Origin of the sequence: Winogradskyella damuponensis, from assembly GCF_039538385.1 — a bacterium.
GTDB lineage: Bacteria > Bacteroidota > Bacteroidia > Flavobacteriales > Flavobacteriaceae > Winogradskyella > Winogradskyella damuponensis.
Genome location: NZ_BAABCB010000015.1, coordinates 167447 through 183626 on the forward strand (window position 1 = coordinate 167447; position 16180 = coordinate 183626).

Annotated in this window: 19 protein-coding genes and 1 pseudogene; 10 read left to right on the forward strand and 10 right to left on the reverse strand. The window is 31.4% G+C overall.

Annotation, left to right across the window (positions count from 1 at the left end):
• Window positions 1–4: 4 nt before the first annotated feature.
• A complete protein-coding gene (locus ABD730_RS06515; RefSeq protein ID WP_334467163.1) occupies window positions 5–1021 on the reverse strand; it encodes a DHH family phosphoesterase in 1017 nt (338 codons plus the stop codon).
• Window positions 1022–1410: 389 nt separating this feature from the next.
• Between ABD730_RS06515 and ABD730_RS06520 the strand changes: the two genes are divergently transcribed.
• Window positions 1411–1830: a nucleoside-diphosphate kinase gene (locus tag ABD730_RS06520; RefSeq protein ID WP_092444097.1), complete on the forward strand. Its 420-nt coding sequence runs from the start codon at window positions 1411–1413 to the stop codon at window positions 1828–1830.
• A 121-nt stretch (window positions 1831–1951) separates the two neighbouring features.
• Here ABD730_RS06520 and ABD730_RS06525 read toward each other — a convergent pair whose 3' ends face one another.
• The 6 genes from ABD730_RS06525 to ABD730_RS06550 form a co-directional block, all read right to left on the reverse strand.
• Window positions 1952–3061, reverse strand: coding sequence for a serine hydrolase domain-containing protein (locus tag ABD730_RS06525; protein WP_334467170.1), 1110 nt, complete (start codon window positions 3059–3061; stop codon window positions 1952–1954).
• Between the two features lie 90 nt (window positions 3062–3151).
• Complete coding sequence (locus ABD730_RS06530) at window positions 3152–3661, reverse strand: SRPBCC domain-containing protein (RefSeq protein WP_344713777.1); 510 nt, start codon at window positions 3659–3661, stop codon at window positions 3152–3154.
• Between the two features lie 245 nt (window positions 3662–3906).
• Window positions 3907–4809 carry an ATP-grasp domain-containing protein gene (locus tag ABD730_RS06535; protein WP_334467172.1) on the reverse strand — a complete coding sequence of 301 codons (903 nt, stop codon included), beginning with the start codon at window positions 4807–4809 and terminating at the stop codon, window positions 3907–3909.
• Window positions 4810–4847: 38 nt separating this feature from the next.
• Entirely contained in the window at window positions 4848–5591 is a 744-nt protein-coding gene (locus tag ABD730_RS06540) for a DUF6090 family protein (protein WP_344713417.1), read from the reverse strand.
• Window positions 5592–5784: 193 nt separating this feature from the next.
• Window positions 5785–6345: a hypothetical protein gene (locus ABD730_RS06545; RefSeq protein ID WP_344713419.1), complete on the reverse strand. Its 561-nt coding sequence runs from the start codon at window positions 6343–6345 to the stop codon at window positions 5785–5787.
• A 209-nt stretch (window positions 6346–6554) separates the two neighbouring features.
• The gene (locus ABD730_RS06550; RefSeq protein ID WP_334467178.1) at window positions 6555–6965 is read right to left on the reverse strand and encodes a hypothetical protein; all 411 of its coding nucleotides are present in this window, start codon (window positions 6963–6965) and stop codon (window positions 6555–6557) included.
• Window positions 6966–7246: 281 nt separating this feature from the next.
• Between ABD730_RS06550 and ABD730_RS06555 the strand changes: the two are divergent.
• Window positions 7247–7441: pseudogene (locus ABD730_RS06555) on the forward strand (IS110 family transposase); the annotation flags it as partial.
• A 60-nt stretch (window positions 7442–7501) separates the two neighbouring features.
• Here the strand turns inward: ABD730_RS06555 and ABD730_RS06560 are convergent.
• From ABD730_RS06560 to ABD730_RS06570, 3 genes are all read right to left on the reverse strand, one after another.
• On the reverse strand, window positions 7502–8242 hold the full coding sequence (locus tag ABD730_RS06560) for a T9SS type A sorting domain-containing protein (protein ID WP_334467183.1): 741 nt from the start codon (window positions 8240–8242) through the stop codon (window positions 7502–7504).
• A 156-nt stretch (window positions 8243–8398) separates the two neighbouring features.
• A complete protein-coding gene (locus ABD730_RS06565) occupies window positions 8399–8740 on the reverse strand; it encodes a hypothetical protein (RefSeq protein WP_344713421.1) in 342 nt (113 codons plus the stop codon).
• Between the two features lie 164 nt (window positions 8741–8904).
• Entirely contained in the window at window positions 8905–10716 is a 1812-nt protein-coding gene (locus tag ABD730_RS06570; RefSeq protein ID WP_344713423.1) for a serine hydrolase, read from the reverse strand.
• Window positions 10717–10896: 180 nt separating this feature from the next.
• Between ABD730_RS06570 and ABD730_RS06575 the strand changes: the two genes are divergently transcribed.
• The 8 genes from ABD730_RS06575 to ABD730_RS06610 are packed head-to-tail and all read left to right on the forward strand — an operon-like array spanning window position 10897 to window position 16155.
• Complete coding sequence (locus tag ABD730_RS06575; RefSeq protein ID WP_334467190.1) at window positions 10897–11319, forward strand: DUF2141 domain-containing protein; 423 nt, start codon at window positions 10897–10899, stop codon at window positions 11317–11319.
• A gap of 1 nt (window position 11320) precedes the next feature.
• Complete coding sequence (locus ABD730_RS06580; protein WP_344713426.1) at window positions 11321–11944, forward strand: hypothetical protein; 624 nt, start codon at window positions 11321–11323, stop codon at window positions 11942–11944.
• A gap of 6 nt (window positions 11945–11950) precedes the next feature.
• The gene (locus ABD730_RS06585; RefSeq protein ID WP_334467193.1) at window positions 11951–13303 is read left to right on the forward strand and encodes a histidine kinase; all 1353 of its coding nucleotides are present in this window, start codon (window positions 11951–11953) and stop codon (window positions 13301–13303) included.
• Between the two features lie 11 nt (window positions 13304–13314).
• Window positions 13315–13641, forward strand: a complete 327-nt coding sequence (locus ABD730_RS06590) for a 2TM domain-containing protein (RefSeq protein WP_334467194.1) — start codon at window positions 13315–13317, stop codon at window positions 13639–13641.
• A complete protein-coding gene (locus ABD730_RS06595; RefSeq protein ID WP_344713429.1) occupies window positions 13641–13985 on the forward strand; it encodes a 2TM domain-containing protein in 345 nt (114 codons plus the stop codon). The genes ABD730_RS06590 and ABD730_RS06595 overlap by 1 nt, the downstream gene beginning before the upstream one ends.
• 54 nt (window positions 13986–14039) lie before the next feature.
• Window positions 14040–14354: a 2TM domain-containing protein gene (locus ABD730_RS06600; RefSeq protein WP_334467196.1), complete on the forward strand. Its 315-nt coding sequence runs from the start codon at window positions 14040–14042 to the stop codon at window positions 14352–14354.
• A gap of 44 nt (window positions 14355–14398) precedes the next feature.
• The gene (locus ABD730_RS06605; protein ID WP_344713431.1) at window positions 14399–15154 is read left to right on the forward strand and encodes a LytR/AlgR family response regulator transcription factor; all 756 of its coding nucleotides are present in this window, start codon (window positions 14399–14401) and stop codon (window positions 15152–15154) included.
• Window positions 15155–15207: 53 nt separating this feature from the next.
• The gene (locus tag ABD730_RS06610; RefSeq protein ID WP_344713433.1) at window positions 15208–16155 is read left to right on the forward strand and encodes a Fic family protein; all 948 of its coding nucleotides are present in this window, start codon (window positions 15208–15210) and stop codon (window positions 16153–16155) included.
• Window positions 16156–16180: the final 25 nt, after the last annotated feature.

Genomic DNA, 16180 nt, shown 5'->3' on the forward strand with positions numbered 1-16180 from the left:
GGGCTTAGGACAAATCTTGTTTATATTGTGGTAATATACTAATAAATTTATTTATGGTGGTTTGCATATCGTCTTCACTGCGTCCTCCTGCTGCATTTGTATGACCGCCTCCATTAAAATATGCTCTCGAAAATTCATTTACTGAAAAATCACCTTTACTACGTAAGGATATCTTTATGATATTGTCTTGTTTGTTTTCAATAAAAATGGCCGCAAATATAATTCCTTTTAAGGATAATGCATAATTCACAAAGCCTTCAGTATCTCCCTTTTTAAAGTTAAATTCGTCTAACTCGGCCTGAGATAAGGTGATGTAAGCTGTTCGTAATTCTGGAATGACTTTTAGGTTTTGCATTGCTCTTCCTAATAATTGTAAACGACTATAGCTATTAGTGTCGTATATATTATTGTGTATTTGAGAATTATCGGCACCTTTATCTATTAAATGTCCAATAACAGCATGTGTTTTACTTGTGGTTGCAGGAAAGCGGAAAGAGCCTGTGTCTGTCATGATCCCAACATACAAACATGTTGCAATAGTAGCGTTTATTTTGTCAGTATCACTAAGCATTTCAATGAAATTATAGACCATTTCACAAGTTGAAGACATGTTTACATCAGAATACATAAATGTAGCATAATCATCTGGTTGCTGGTGGTGATCTATCATTATTTTAATTGCTGAGGATTTTTCTAAAACGTCAGCCATTTGATGACCAGCTCTATGAAAAGCATTAAAATCTAAGGTAAAAATGATGTCAGCCTTATCAATAAGAAGGTTGCTTTCTGCTTGTTGTGATTCAAATTTTAAAACGGTATCATCTCCAGGTAACCACTTTAAAAAATCGGGATAATCGTTAGGTGCAATAACTGTGGCATCATGATTATGAAGTTTTAAATAATGATACAATGCCAAAGTAGAACCCATAGCATCACCATCTGGATTTCTATGAGGAACAATAACGATGTTTTTAGGTGTGCTTAAAAGCGCTTTTATTTTGGTAATCTGTGTGTTATTCATAAGTTGCGAAGATACATTTTTTAGATATTTTGATGTGTACTTTTAATATGAAATTAATAACTTGATTATGTTTTTTAATGGCTCTAGATACGAAATTTTATAAAGTATAGTTTTATTAAAATAGAGGGTAGAGGCTCTTCATTTTTGATGATTTGTTATAACGAGTGGGTTTTTTGAATGATTTTTAATTTTGAAAATGCTTTTTAGTATTAGACGTTGTATTGGTATGTCTTTATAATATGTACGCCTTAAAAGTTACTTGTATTGGGGCTGATTTTTAGAAAAAAAGCAAACAGACATTTAGTTATATGGTAACATATATTTAATAATAACAGCACTTGATTAATTAAAGAAATACATTACTTTTGCACTTCATTAAAAAAAAATACATGGCAACTAACAGAACATTTACAATGTTAAAGCCTGATGCTGTTGAAAAAGGACACATTGGCGCAATATTAGAGAAAATTTCAGCTTCAGGATTTAGAATCGTAGCAATGAAATTAACACAAATGACTACAGCAGATGCTGAAGAATTTTACGCAATACACAACGAACGTCCATTTTTTGGAGAGTTAGTAGAATATATGACTCGAGGACCAATCGTTGCTGCTGTTTTAGAAAAAGATAACGCAGTTGAAGATTTTAGAACTTTAATTGGTGCTACTAATCCTGCTGATGCAGCTGAAGGAACTATCCGTAAATTATATGCAGCTTCTATTGGAGAAAATGCTGTTCACGGAAGTGATAGTGATGAGAATGCAGCTATTGAAAGTGCTTTTCATTTTGCAGGAAGAGATATGTTTTAAATTAAAACATGATTATAATATTGAAAAAGACCGTCTTTTAAAGATGGTCTTTTTTTGTTTAATTTAACCTGTATAGAATAGTCGCGTTTATAGAGTATTATTGATGGTGGTAGGTGTGTTGTTATTTGTCATCCAATGTTTTTATTAGTCCAAAGCATAATTGGTCAATATTTCCCATCTCTTTGTTATATGCTGAAACATTAGATAAAATGATTATTCCATTTCTATTTTCTATATCTAAAGCCATTGAAGAGCTATACCCACCAGTTCCGCCATTATGCCAAATGAGTTCACGACCATTTTTCCTTTTTAGAATATGCCAGCCTAGTCCAATGCTCATATTTTTATTGACTTTAAATGTTGGCTTTTGTGTAAGAGTTAATTCGTTATTGTTATCATTAAATTGAGCTAAAGCAAATTTAGATAAATCTTCTACGGTTGAAAAAATGGCTCCACCACCAGCTAAAGCATCAAAATCCCAATTTGCGGTTGTTTTTCCGTTAGGCTTTAAGCCTTTAACCAAGTTAGATGTTATGTTTTCCTTTTTACTTGTAGAGTTTGTCATTTTATATTTTTCAAATAGTTTCTCTTGCAGTAAGTTTTCATAAGAAGTATTAGAAATTATTGCTAACTCAAACCCTAAAATTCCTGCGCCAAGATTAGAATATTCGTACTTAATTCCTGGATCTTGATTTAATTTAATTTTGCTGGTTAAATAATCCGTTAGTTTCTCTTTATCGTAATCTTTATAAGGATTGTCTTGGTCTACTAATAAAAGGTGTAGGTTGGAAGGTAATCTTGGAAGTCCAGACGTATGATTAGCAAGTGCCTTAAAGGTTATTGTTTTATCGGTATTAATTTTAAAGTCTAAATAATCTTGAATATTATCTTCTAACTTTAATTTTTGGTCTGTAACAAAATTTGAAAGTAGAGTTGCCGTAAACACTTTAGTTATAGAGCCTATTTCAAAAACATCCTTGTAGTTTTCAATTAATTGAATTGTGTCATTTCTATTTTCGACTCCAATAAAATCAATTTTGCCATTTTTTATCAGCGCAATAGAAAGTTGTGTGTTCTTTGGAAATGATTTAGTGTTTTTATAAATGAGTTCAGATTGCTCTTTAGTAATTTCGTCAGTAGACATTTCCATTCCATTTTTAGCTATTGTTGATTGTCCATTTGAGCAACTCGATAATACCAGTCCGATTAATGCGGTTAAATATGATTTCATTTTACTGTTTTTTGTACCTATTGTAAAGATAGAATTTATATGGTTTGTTTTACCTGTTTGCTAGGTTTGGTTGTAGCGTGTTTAGGAAACTTAATTATAAGGTGTTGTAGCTGTTTTTTTATTTTCAACTTGATCTTTTAATTCTCGATTAAATGTAGGGAAGAATTTGACCGTTAAATTTGCGACTTTTTTGGCAGACATGTCTTTGTTTCCTAATCCATTAAAATCATCAGATTGTATAAAACGTGTTTGGTTATTAGATATTTTCTCTACTCTGAATCTATGATTGTCAGTCAATCCTTTAAAACTACCTTCCATCGAATCAGACCAACCAAATTCCACCATTTCTTCATAAATAAAAACATGTGGAGTGTCAAATGTTTTTCCATCTACTAAATAGGAAATAATGACTTTTCCTTTGTGATGAATGTTCCCATTAATACCTACAAGGGTGCTGCTCCATTTTGAAATATTATTCCAATCGGTTAAAACTTTCCATACGGTTTCAACTGGCGCATTAATTACAATATCTGTATATGTTTGCCAGTGATTATGAGTCAGTTTTCTAACTTTTATATTCTCTACTATTTTTTTAATAATTTTTTAATTATTGTTTTAAACTTCAAACCTTCTGATAGTTGATGAACCACTAAATCTGCTATATATAAATTGTTCATCATCAGAAATGGCTAGAATTGTAGGCTCACTTCCAATGAAAATTGTATTTACTAAGGTATTTAAGCTTCTAATTTAGTAAATACAAACCAAATAGACACGAGCGTAGCGAACTGTGCGTAGCAAAAATCTGCAAGGGTTTTTGTGAGTAGGCGATTACTAGTAATGAATTATACACGGTGTTCTACGCAATTTTTTTTCAATTCGTAATAATAATTATTTCTATTTGCATTGTCTGGAAGTCCAGCAACTTGTCCATCTCCCAATTCCATTATTATCCAACCTCCATTTTTCTTTTTTGCGACGTCCATTGTAAAGAAATTACTTTCTATTCTCGAAGCAATTTTTTGGAAAAAATCAATATTTGGTTTTTCAGAATCATAATTGCCCTCGTCCCAATAATTGAAAATTTGAACCACTTTTTTATTTAAGAAAACAATTCTAAACTCTTTAGTTAATGGCATTTTGCTTTTAGAGTGTTCAGTTAGAAATTCTAATTCTATATACTCTCTGAATACAATTCCCTCGTTCAAATATTCTCCTCGTAATTCAATAAATCGGTTGACTATTTCTTGAACTATGTTTTTTTTAGATGCGTTTGGTATAAAACAAGCGTCATTCCAATTATGTTTTTCCGATTTTACATAATCTTTTACAATTATTGGCTTATTTCTAAATTCATTTGATAATTCTAAAATACTGTTTTCGGAAATGTCTTTAGTCCAATTCGATTTTGGCGTTTCGTCAATTATTTTGTCATAAGATTCTGGTAAGTAATGACAATGTTTGTATTCCTTTGGATTGTTAATCAACTGAATATTCTTTTTTAAAAGTCCATTGTAAAACTGTTCGTAAATTTTTGGTGTCATCATCCATCCACGATAAATACCTAATTCTATTTTTTCACAAGTTTTAATGTATTTCAGAGCATTTTTTATATTTCCATCTTCTATTTCTTCAAAGCTGAATACTTCAGTTTCAAATCCGTTTTCTTTCGCAGAATTAAATTCAGATTCATAGTCAGGTTCGACTATTTTATTATCAATTACGCTGTCGTTAAATATGATTTTCATTGGCTTGGCAAATTGCGTAGAACGGTTTTGTGCTTTCGTTATTTCATAGTTTCACTTATTGAGAGATCAGTAATTTTAGTTAATAAAATCTTTGCTTCTCTATATTTTTTTTCTAATGAACGCGCATTGAAGATATTGTTTTCTATTTCATTTTCAAACTGAACTTCTTGTAATAAATCTAAATTATTAATATCAAATTTAGAATTTCGAGTAGTGTCTTTATAAAAGTCAACGTTCACTATTGAGCCTTTTGTCTTAATAATATTTAATGGACCTTCATTTGATATTTCTAGTGCATGTTGCCATTCTAGTATGTCTTCATAAAGCCTTTCCCACTTATATAACAACCCCTTTAGTTTTACGTCTTTAATGTCAGATAATTTTCCTGAATTTTTAATTTCATTTAAAGTAAATGTACTTGGGTTCCAGGTTGGTATCTCAATAGCTTCAAATAAAAGACTATCAATATTAAATTCGGGAAAATCAATTTTTTCCTTTCCAAAATAAGTTAGTAATTCGTTACCTGCTGAAATTTTTCTTTTGATGCGAATTAAATCTGTTTCTAACTCTTTTAAATTGGTTGCAAACTCATTGTGTAGATTTTCTGTAAGAATTTTTAAAGATTTCTTTTCGTTTCTATTTTCATTCCAATTATTTATTTGAAGCGCAATTAAAATCCCAATTACTACAAGTATTATTTCTCCGATTGCATATTTAAAATACTTTCCAGTTTTGTTTTCCCTGAGTAAGTTTTGGCGAATTTTTCTGAAGAATTTTATCATTGGTTATTGGTTAGTCGTAATGAAGCTCAACGTGTTGTGTATGGTTTTCTTCATCTGTTCGCTGCGCTTGAGTGTGGCGTGGTTAAGCAACTAATTTAGCAAATAAAAACCGAATAGAATATTTTGCGAGGGTTTTTGTAAGTAGGCTAGAACTGTCAATAAATTATATATGGTGTTAGCAGTTGTTTTTTATTCAAACCTTTAAATTTATATCAAGGTTCTTTTTCATTTCTTTAAATTCACTTTTGCTTAATGGTCCATTAATTTTAAATTCTTTTTTCTCGATGATATAATAATTTTCCTTATTCGCTTTCATTTTTTGAATCGATGAAGTATTTTCTATAAGTTCGCTTGTGAATTTTTTAGAATAAATACTATTATTTTCCGATTCGTCTAATTTCGCTAAATAGTTCTCATTTAGGTCAAGATATTTTTTGTCATACGTGAAGTATGTTTTAGGCAAAAACATCATATTTTCAATTAAGCGAGAAGTCTGTTCGATGTCGAAGTTCTGTTTTACAACAATGAAATCAGAATTATATTCATAGTTATCAATATCAGATAGGACAACAGGAATTTTTTCATTATTCTCAAGTCGATAAATTCCATTTCCGCTAAAAGTTGTTACATCGAAAACTATTTCTTGAAATGGAATGTAATAGAAATTGTTTCCAAGATTAATTTCTTCTTCATTGTTACAAGAGAATAAAAAAAGAGAAACTAATAAACACAAAAAAATACTTTTAGTTTTCATTCGTTTTTCACGTTTTTTGTAGATAGCTTTTCAAATTTCATATTTTCAGGAATTGAGTAAGTAATTGCTGCTAACGGTCTCGTGTATGAGTAGTAGCGAATTTATACTCAATAACTTTTCAGTTTTGCACGAACCTTTATTTTATGTTTATACTTTCGTTTTATCACTTAAACCGCTATTACTTAATACATATTGTTGTAGTGCGTTTTTTATTTCAGATTATAATTTTTCAATTCATTTTTCAATTCCTCAAGAGAATTTGGTTCAACAATTTGAGTATCAATTATAAATTCCGTGTTTTGTGTAATCAGTTTTAAATCTCCAGCAAATTCCTTTATAGATTTTATTTCGGCTAGTTTTATTTTTTTTGGAAATAGACTGTTTTTTATTAATTCTCCGTTTTTCAGAGTTAGATATTGTTTTTTGTTTTCAAAGTAATAAATTATAAACATAAAAATTCCAGCTCCTATTTGTCCAATTCCGATAGATGCGAGTGAAATTTCTTTCCATTCTGAAGTAATAAAAGATATCAAAACGAGAATAATTCCGATTGCTACAAAGAATATTCCCATTCTTGAATTACTTCTTAATCTCTCTTTTGTATATCTGATTTTCGTCATTTCTTATATGTTTGCCAGCCGTTATTGCGCTTACACGTCTTAAGTTTACAATTCATTAAATTTAAGGATAAATCAGAAAAGACAAAAGAGAGCATTAAGGTTACTATACACGGTGAAGCATTAGACTTCGACAACATTGATAATCCTCTCTCTTTTACTACTTAAACTTCGTTCAGTTCTGTGAGACCTAGATCTCGTTTTCAAGTTGTTGAAATATGAGTAATGTTGTTCTTTCCAAATTTCAAGTTGTTATGACTAAAGATAGAAAAATTTATGGTATTCTTGTGTTTTTAGCAGCCTTTTCAGCCTATAAATATAACCGAGGCTGCAAAGCCTTATATGATAGAATTGTAGCTAAAGGAAAGCGTGCAAAATTAGCATTAATAGCGGTAGCGAATAAGTTGCTAGAACAGGCCTTTGCTATTGCAAAAAGCGGATTGCCTTATGATGAAAACTATGTTTCAAAATTAGCTTAAAGTTACTTGTTTTTTTACTCAGTTCTTTGTTAGCAAAAGTATTTTAACTAAAATTTCATATCAGTATTTTATTATTTTTTTTCTTATAATTTGACCTATCTCATTTTGTAATGAAACGAAATATATTCCATCAGTCAAATCTTGTATATTAATACTAATTTTGTCTTCATTGTTTTCATACAGGTATAAAACTTGCTTGCCAAGAGAATTGAAAATTTGGATTGAGATATATTCAAAAGGTTTTTTAGAATCTATTTCAACCGAACTATTCTGTGCATTGTAAAATAAAGAAATATCCTTTTTTTCATTATTTCCAATCGACAAAACCTCAGAACCATAAATAGCTTGATTACCATTAAATGACGTTATAATTAAGGTCATACTTTCATCACCATTTGCAGTAATGGAATAGTCGAATGTGTTTCCATTATTATAATTCTCATAAAAGAAGTCAAAATAAATGCCTTCATAGATAGAATTTTCTGACTGCAAACATCCTCCTCCAAGTGATTCGTATGGACCATCCGAGAACGAAAAATTGTTACTAGTATTATTGAATTCTATTAATCCACCAATAGATTCACAAGTTGTTCCAAATAAATTAAAATATTCGATTGATTCATAGACATAGGAATCAAAATCTAAAGTCACGTATGTAATTTCTTCATTATTTGGTGGTAGATGACTATCGCTATCTATGACCAAATCCTGTAATATCCATATATTATCAAATAATATTTGGTCTTGAGCAAAGCTATTTAATGATATTCCAATTAATAATGTTAATATTCTAATTTTCATTCTGGGTTATATTTTTGCTAACGTTTATGTATAAGGATAGTTGCGGGTTTGTATGCGAGGATTTTCCGAAGGAAAATCAGACGTTACAAACACGAAACGACCTTTGATTAAGCACTAAACCGCAATTATTTTTATACATTGTTGGCTACAGTATTTTTAATTTTCAGCCAATTCTTTTTCATCAGTTTCTTCAGGTAAAAATCGTGCAGTCAACATTGGTGTTAAAATACATACAATTCCGATTATTGATTTTAGTGCGAAATCTCCAATAAAATTCATTCCAATTAAATATATTCCACAAACTATAAAAATTATATTAATCAGTTTTTTATTCCAAACAAAACCTCCAACCAAGTATGCAATTCCGATTAGAGTAAACATTCCAGTGTTAATAATTTGATTCGTTTCGTCGCTATAATTCAGAAACCAATTCGATATTTTTCCGATTAAAACAATTCCGATTAGTATAAGGAAAATTTTATGTAATATTTTTTTCATTTCGATTGCGTTTTGTTTTGATATTGTAGCCAACTAGTTATATAGTAATTTTTATCACCGACATCCCATGTTAATTTCGGGATAAAAGAAATTTTAGGTTAATTTATCCGTTAATAAAATTACGGAATAACTTTAAGTTTTATATACGTAAAGTTACGTATGCATTACTCTTTTAGTTTTCGTTTGGCGACAAATGTACCATTAGGCTGAATAAATTTTACTTCATTAATGCTTTTATCTTCACTTTCTATAAACTCAACTTTAAAGCCTTCAAGTGTTTTAAAGTTAAATTTGTGTGTAGCTGTTGGGATTAAGGCATATTCTGGCTGGCCTTTAATAAAAACATAAAGTACATTTTTATCTTTAATATAGGCTTTTATTTCGGTACCCATTAAATCAAAATTACCAACATACTGCTCTAAGGTTTTTGCATCTACATCTATAGTGTTTGGTGAGCGTTTAAATGCTATAGGATCTACTAAGCCTTCAATATCTATACGGCCATAATCTATATCTCCTGCAATATTGGTACTAAAGTTTATTTTAACCGAATTACCAATATCTGTGGTGTCTACTTTTCCGTTTTTAACATCGAGAAATTCAAACGTATCGTAATGAAAATGATTTAAAAATAATTTTTTTCCATTCAATTGAGAAAATAGCGAGTCGTTTTCTAATTTTATTTCAAATTTACCATAGCCTTTTTGCTCATAAGTCCCTGTGTAGTCTAATTTTGTATGTGAGGGTTTGGTGTTTTTTACATTAGAAGTTCCCATATCGTCTTTAGCTTCTTTCATCGCTTCTAAAGATTTTTCCAAATCTTCCTTGTGCTTTTTTGCCCATTCGGTCTTATTGACTTTTAACATATAATCAGCGGCAATATTTCTAATAAGTTTAGGGACTTGAGAGCCATTTTGATTGGCTAAAACAACAATACCTAAACTGTCTGAAGGATACAAAGCAACGCTAGCCGAAAAACCATCAATATTACCACCATGTTCTACCATATAATGACCTTTATACGAATGTAAGAACCAGCCGTAACCGTAATTTGCGAATTGTGCATCTGGTAGTTCTTTAGAAGGAAATCCTGCTGCCACAACCATTTGAGAACTCATAGCTTCTTTTACGTAATTCTCAGGAATAATTTGCTCGCCTTTATATTTTCCGTTGTTAATCCAGGTCATTAACCATTTGCTCATGTCATTTACGCTACTGTTAATACTTCCTGCAGGCGACATCGCAGCAATATCGTAATAATCCATTTTAGAGATGTTTCTATCTTTATCTAACTCGTAGCCTAAAGCTGCATTAGCGCTAGATGTCATACCTGCAATGGTGGTTTTAGAACGATCCATACCTAACGGCTTAAAAAATGCGTTCTCAATATTTTCTTCCCACGTTTTTCCTGTAATTCTTTCTGTAATTACCCCTTGTAATAAAAACCCAAAATTGTTATAATACCACTGTTCGCGTACTCCCGTAAAAGGTTCGTGATATTTTATTTTGGTTACTAAACTGTCCTTACTATGACTTGGGAAAAAATACCATGAACCGTCGTGTCTTGGTAAACCTGTGCTATGACGCATTAAATCTTTAATGATAATAGTGTTATTCATTTCATCATTGTAAAACTCTAACTCAGGAATGTGTTTTCTCGGACGATCGTCAAACGTCAATTTGTCGTCCTCACGATGCAATCCTAAAAGCGCAGATGTAAATGCTTTTGTGGTAGAACCAATGGCAAAAAGTGTGTTGGCATCTGCGGGAATTTTATTTTCATAATCAGCATAACCAAAACCTTTGGCATAAATAATTTTATCTCCTTCTACAATAGCTACGGCAAAACCTGGAGCTTTTGTGCTTTCTAAAACAGCGTTAAATTGTTTTTCTATGCCTTTAAGGCGTTTGTCGGTTTGTGAAAACACTAATGTAGAAACAAGTGTTAACGCAACAATAAATATGCGGTTTTTCATGCTTTGGTTGGTTTTAATTGTCGTTATAAGGTATGAGTATAGAATTATACCTGTAAGTTACTGTTTTTTAAATAAATTTTTAAAAAGTTACAATTCGTCATTAAAAAATAACATTTCGGTTATTTCTGTTTTTTAAACCAGCACTTCTATTAGATATTTGTGTCAAACAAAACCAAAACCATGAATATACTTGTAAAAATCATAGTCATTCTTTTGCTTAACGTTTTAAGTTATCAGTTACAGGATCAAGACAATTATTCGGTTACAGTAACCGTAACTAATGCCAATAATGACAAAGGGAAAATGTTTGTAGCACTTTATAATTCTGAAAATGGATTTTTAGAAACGTCTTATAAAGGTGCTATGAGTAAAATAGAAGATAAAACCTGTACGGTAACTTTTGAAGGGATGCCTAAAGGCACATATGCCGTTTCTGTTTTTCATGATGAAAATGATAATGGAAAATTGGATACTAATTTTTTAGGCATTCCTAAAGAAGATTACGGTTGTTCTAATAATGCAACGGGTTTTATGGGACCACCAAAATGGGCAGACGCCAAATTTGAATTAAAAAACGATAAAACACTAACAATAAAACTTTAATATGAAACATTTAATACTTATTGCTTTACTTGTAATTTCAGGCTTTACTCAAGCACAAACCAATTTTGAAAAAGGCATGACCAAAGCTTTTGATCTATGGCAATCAGATAAAATAGATGAAGCCGAAAATATGTTTGAGCGTATTGCTAAGGCAGAACCTAAAGAGTGGTTGCCAGATTATTATATTGCTCAGATTAATAGCCTAAAAAGTTGGACAGAAAAAGATGCTACAGTTTTAAAAGCGCAATTAGATAAGGCACAACAACATATAGATGCAGCTATGTTAAAAAGTGAAAATAACACAGAATTACTGGTTATACAGGCTCAAGTTTTTACCAATTGGGTGGCGTTTGATGGTATGACCTACGGTATGAAATACGGAGCTAAAATAGCGGAGTTGTATGATAAAGCTACAGCTTTAGATCCTACAAATCCAAGAGCAGCTTTAGGTAAGGCAGAGTGGGCTATGGGAAGTGCAAAATATTTTGGAAAAGATACAGCGCCTTATTGTAAAGACATAGAAGCATCCATTGAACTTTTTAATACCTTTAAGCCAGAGAGTCAATTACACCCTAATTGGGGAAAAGAACGCGCAGTAGCTGTTGCTAAAGATTGTAAAGCCTAATAAATTATGATGAAGTCATTAAAAAAAATAATTCTAACCTTCGCCATTGGATGTGTGGTATTTGTAATAGGTAATCTTTTATCTGATGGTTTTGAGTATGATTCATTTAATGACTTCAGTATTCAATTTGGATTTTACCAACTCTACGCCTTTGTTTTAGGGTATTCAAATATGGCGTTTTTCGATTATATGGAAAGCCGAACTTGGGATAAAGGAGATTATATTAAACGTATACTTATAGGTATTATAGGGAGTACAGTCATCACTTTAGTAGGTCTCTTTCTTTTACGAGCAGGAACAGCAGTGTTTTATTATGGAACAGACTTTAATGTGTTTATGGAAAAGGAATCCTGGAAAGCCTACTCGTTTGGTATCTGGATAACATTGAGTATTGTTTCTGTTTTTCATGTGGTTTATTTCTATAATCGCTATCAAAAAAATAAGATAAAAGAACAAAAAGTAATTGCTGGTACGGCAAGTGCCAAGTTCGACGCTTTAAAGAATCAGTTAGATCCGCATTTTTTGTTTAACAGTTTAAATGTTTTAACGAGTTTAATTGAGGAAAACCCAGAGAATGCTCAAAAATTCACGACCTCATTATCTAAAGTATATCGTTACGTTTTAGAGCAGAAAAGCAAAGAGTTAGTCACTGTAGATGAAGAGTTAAATTTTGCCAGAACCTACATGTCGCTTTTAAAAATGCGCTTTGAGGATAGTATCATTTTTGAGATTCCGGATAAAGCGTCAAATCCAGAAAGTAAAGTGGTGCCCTTATCGCTACAGTTGCTTTTAGAAAATGCGGTAAAGCATAATATGGTAACATCGAGTAAACCCTTGCATGTTAAAATATATGAAGATGATAATTATTTAGTGGTGATGAACAATCTTCAGCCGAAACAAATTGTAAAAAAGAGTAGTGGAGTTGGATTAGAAAATATAAAACAACGTTACCAATTACTTACAAATAAAAAAGTACACATCAATCAACGAGAAAAGGATTTTGCTGTCGCAATTCCTATGCTCACAAAACAAGTATCAATCATGAGAACAGCACAAAGATCACAAGAGCGTCTTAACGACGATTATGTAAGAGCACGTAAGCGTGTAGAGGAATTAAAAGCCTTTTATTACAGTTTAATATCTTATGTATTTGTTATCCCCTTTTTAGTATTTATATGGTATAAGTATTCTTATATGACCATCCAATGGTTTTGGTTCCCTGCTTTTGGTTGGGGATTGAGTTTAGTGTTTCAGGCGTATAGAGTATTTGTAGATGATGGAGCGCTTGGCGCAGGATGGGAAAAACGAAAAATAGAAGAGTATATGCGTAAGGAAGAAGACACCAGACGTTGGAAATAAATGATACAATTATGGATATTAACAAATCAAATTTTAGAAAAGCCAAGAATAAGGTTGAAAAACTAAAGCGTTTTTATACACATCTTGGTGTATACTTTATAATTAACACCATTATTACTGTAGTAAAGGTGATGAGTAATATGAATATGGGAGAAACATTTGAAGAGGCCTTTTTTGATTTTTCTACTGTGGCTTCATGGCTAGTCTGGGGATTAGTAATTGTTATACATGCTTTTTCTGTGTTTGGTCTGCCTCTTATAGTTGGTGACGACTGGGAAGAGCGAAAAATACAACAATATATGAATGAAGAATTGCAACAAGATAAAAATTACGAGTAATGGAGAAATATAATATTGAATCCTATGACGAGCATAATGATGCCACAGATTTTAGAAAAGAAGAAGCGTATTTAAGAGCCAAGAAAAAAGTAGATGCTATCGTTGGTTTTTACTGGCATTTGGCAGTATATATTATCGTGAATTTGTTTTTAATAATTTTAATAGCCGTTAATTCTAGCGAAGGATTTTCAGGCTTTGGTCCTTATGCTACCGCATTTTTCTGGGGAATTGGATTAGCTTTTCATTTTCTAGGTGTTTTTGGTACCAATTTCCTCTTTGGAAAGAATTGGGAAAAACGAAAAATTGAAGAATTTATGAAAAAAGAGGAGCAGAATTGGGAATAAATTTAGTTAAGAGTGAAAATTGAAGAGTGAAGAGTGAAGAGTAAAATTATACAAATGCATAACGAAGAAAAAGAGCAATTTAGAAAAGCAAAAGATAAGGTGAGGAAAATTAAAATTTTCTATATCCACTTAGCAGGATACATCGTTGGAGTAGGGCTTCTTCTATTTAATTTATATATTGTTGCTGGCCCCTACAAAAATAATATCATCAGCTTAAACCTCAGTGTAATAGTCGCATGGACGGTTTTTATAGTTGTGCATGGATTAAATGTTTTTAAAGGCAAACACATCTTTAAGAAAAGTTGGGAAGATAAAAAAGCAGAAAAATTCCTAAAGGAAAAAGAAGAGAAAACTACCTTTTGGGAATAACACGTTTTATAAAATTAAGAATCAAAATATATAAATTTTAAGTCATGAATGTAATCATAATAGAAGACGAAAAACCATCTGCAAGACGATTACAACGTATGCTAAAAGCTGTAGATCTAAATGCTGAAACCATGTTACATTCGGTTGAAGAGTCTATAGAATGGTTTCAAAATAATGAGCATCCAGATTTGATTTTTTTAGATATTCAGTTGAGTGATGGTTTGTCTTTTGAAGTCTTTGAAGCTATCGATATAAAATCGGCTGTGATTTTTACAACGGCCTATGATGAATATGCTTTACAGGCCTTCAAACTTAATAGCATCGATTATTTATTAAAGCCCATTGATGATGAGGACTTAAAAACGGCTGTTGAAAAATACAAAGGCAGATTACCTCAAAAACAATCTGTTACCTTAGATTTTAATGATATTAAAAATTTATTGGTGAATCCGATAGAGCGTGAATACAAAAAACGGTTTTCAGTAAAAGTTGGTCAGCATTTAAAGCTTATTAATATTGAAGATATTGAATGTATTTACAGTGAAAATAAAGGCACTTATGCATTTACAACTGAAGGCCGTAATTACCTTTTAGACTCCACTTTAGATGAATTAGAAGCGGATTTAGAACCTGATGTATTCTTCAGAATCAGTAGAAAGTTCTACGTGAATATCAATGCTATAAAAGATATGGTGAGTTACACCAACTCACGACTTCAAATAAAACTCAACCGTTTTAGCGAGCAAGATATTATAGTCGCTAGAGAACGTGTTAAGGATTTTAAAAATTGGTTAGAATAATATCGGATAGATGTGTTTTTGAAACTAACCGATAAAAGTTGTATCTTTGTGATATGTGGGACGTTAATACAGCATATCGCAAGGATTTAGAGGCTACATTTAGTAGGTTATTAGACAAGGTTAAGGTTTTAAATGCAGCCAGGCCATTGCCCAATATTGTATTACAAAATATTAAAGAATCACTTCTCATAGAGTGGACCTATAATAGTAACAGTATAGAAGGTAATACGCTTAGTTTAAGAGAAACGCAAATGGTATTACTAGAAGGCATTACCATAAAAGGAAAATCATTACGAGAGCATTTTGAAGCTAAAAATCACGAAACGGCTATACACAAGTTGTACTCTTTAGTAAAGAATGATTATGTTCTAAATGCTAAAGATATTTTAGAACTTCATGGTTTGGTATTGCGTTCTATAGAAGATGATTATGCAGGGCGTTTACGAAACGCTGCTGTTCGTATTTCTGGTGCTAATTTTATACCTCCTAATGCTCGTAAAGTTTCAGAATACTTAGAGACATTAATAAACTATATAAATACAAATCCACAAGGGCTAAACCCTATTGAGTTGGCCACGGTTTTTCATCATAAATTTGTATGGATTCATCCATTTTTCGATGGTAATGGTCGTGCCATTCGGCTTGCCATGAATTTAGTATTGATGCGCTATGGTTTTCCCCCAGCCATCATTCTTACTAATGATAGAGTTAAATATTACGCAGCCTTAAATCAAGCTAATAAAGGAAATTATAGTAAACTCATGTTATTAATGGCTCAGGCTTGTGAGCGCTCAATAAATATATACATGAGTGCTATTCCGGGTTCAGATAAAGACTATCAAGCGATTTCTAATATTGTTGAAGAACCAGAGGTGCCATATAGCCAAGAGTATGTCAGTTTATTGGCACGTCAAGGTAAAATAGATGCTCATAAAGAAGGGCGTAATTGGTATACGACTAAAGAAGCTGTTCTAAATTACATTAATGCTAAAGGGAAATAAAGTTGAAGTTTTGAATAAAGACAGG

Bases quoted from the DNA above. Each gene is read 5' to 3' on its own strand.
- ABD730_RS06535 (WP_334467172.1), bottom strand. From the start codon at position 4,809: ATGAAAATCATATTTAACGACAGCGTAATTGATAATAAAATAGTCGAA.
- ABD730_RS06600 (WP_334467196.1), top strand. From the start codon at position 14,040: ATGCATAACGAAGAAAAAGAGCAATTTAGAAAAGCAAAAGATAAGGTG.
- ABD730_RS06595 (WP_344713429.1), top strand. From the start codon at position 13,641: ATGGAGAAATATAATATTGAATCCTATGACGAGCATAATGATGCCACA.
- ABD730_RS06560 (WP_334467183.1), bottom strand. From the start codon at position 8,242: ATGAAAATTAGAATATTAACATTATTAATTGGAATATCATTAAATAGC.
- ABD730_RS06550 (WP_334467178.1), bottom strand. From the start codon at position 6,965: ATGACGAAAATCAGATATACAAAAGAGAGATTAAGAAGTAATTCAAGA.
- ABD730_RS06590 (WP_334467194.1), top strand. From the start codon at position 13,315: ATGGATATTAACAAATCAAATTTTAGAAAAGCCAAGAATAAGGTTGAA.
- ABD730_RS06575 (WP_334467190.1), top strand. From the start codon at position 10,897: ATGAATATACTTGTAAAAATCATAGTCATTCTTTTGCTTAACGTTTTA.
- ABD730_RS06610 (WP_344713433.1), top strand. From the start codon at position 15,208: ATGTGGGACGTTAATACAGCATATCGCAAGGATTTAGAGGCTACATTT.
- ABD730_RS06565 (WP_344713421.1), bottom strand. From the start codon at position 8,740: ATGAAAAAAATATTACATAAAATTTTCCTTATACTAATCGGAATTGTT.
- ABD730_RS06570 (WP_344713423.1), bottom strand. From the start codon at position 10,716: ATGAAAAACCGCATATTTATTGTTGCGTTAACACTTGTTTCTACATTA.
- ABD730_RS06540 (WP_344713417.1), bottom strand. From the start codon at position 5,591: ATGATAAAATTCTTCAGAAAAATTCGCCAAAACTTACTCAGGGAAAAC.
- ABD730_RS06580 (WP_344713426.1), top strand. From the start codon at position 11,321: ATGAAACATTTAATACTTATTGCTTTACTTGTAATTTCAGGCTTTACT.
- ABD730_RS06545 (WP_344713419.1), bottom strand. From the start codon at position 6,345: ATGAAAACTAAAAGTATTTTTTTGTGTTTATTAGTTTCTCTTTTTTTA.
- ABD730_RS06585 (WP_334467193.1), top strand. From the start codon at position 11,951: ATGATGAAGTCATTAAAAAAAATAATTCTAACCTTCGCCATTGGATGT.
- ABD730_RS06520 (WP_092444097.1), top strand. From the start codon at position 1,411: ATGGCAACTAACAGAACATTTACAATGTTAAAGCCTGATGCTGTTGAA.
- ABD730_RS06605 (WP_344713431.1), top strand. From the start codon at position 14,399: ATGAATGTAATCATAATAGAAGACGAAAAACCATCTGCAAGACGATTA.
- ABD730_RS06525 (WP_334467170.1), bottom strand. From the start codon at position 3,061: ATGAAATCATATTTAACCGCATTAATCGGACTGGTATTATCGAGTTGC.
- ABD730_RS06515 (WP_334467163.1), bottom strand. From the start codon at position 1,021: ATGAATAACACACAGATTACCAAAATAAAAGCGCTTTTAAGCACACCT.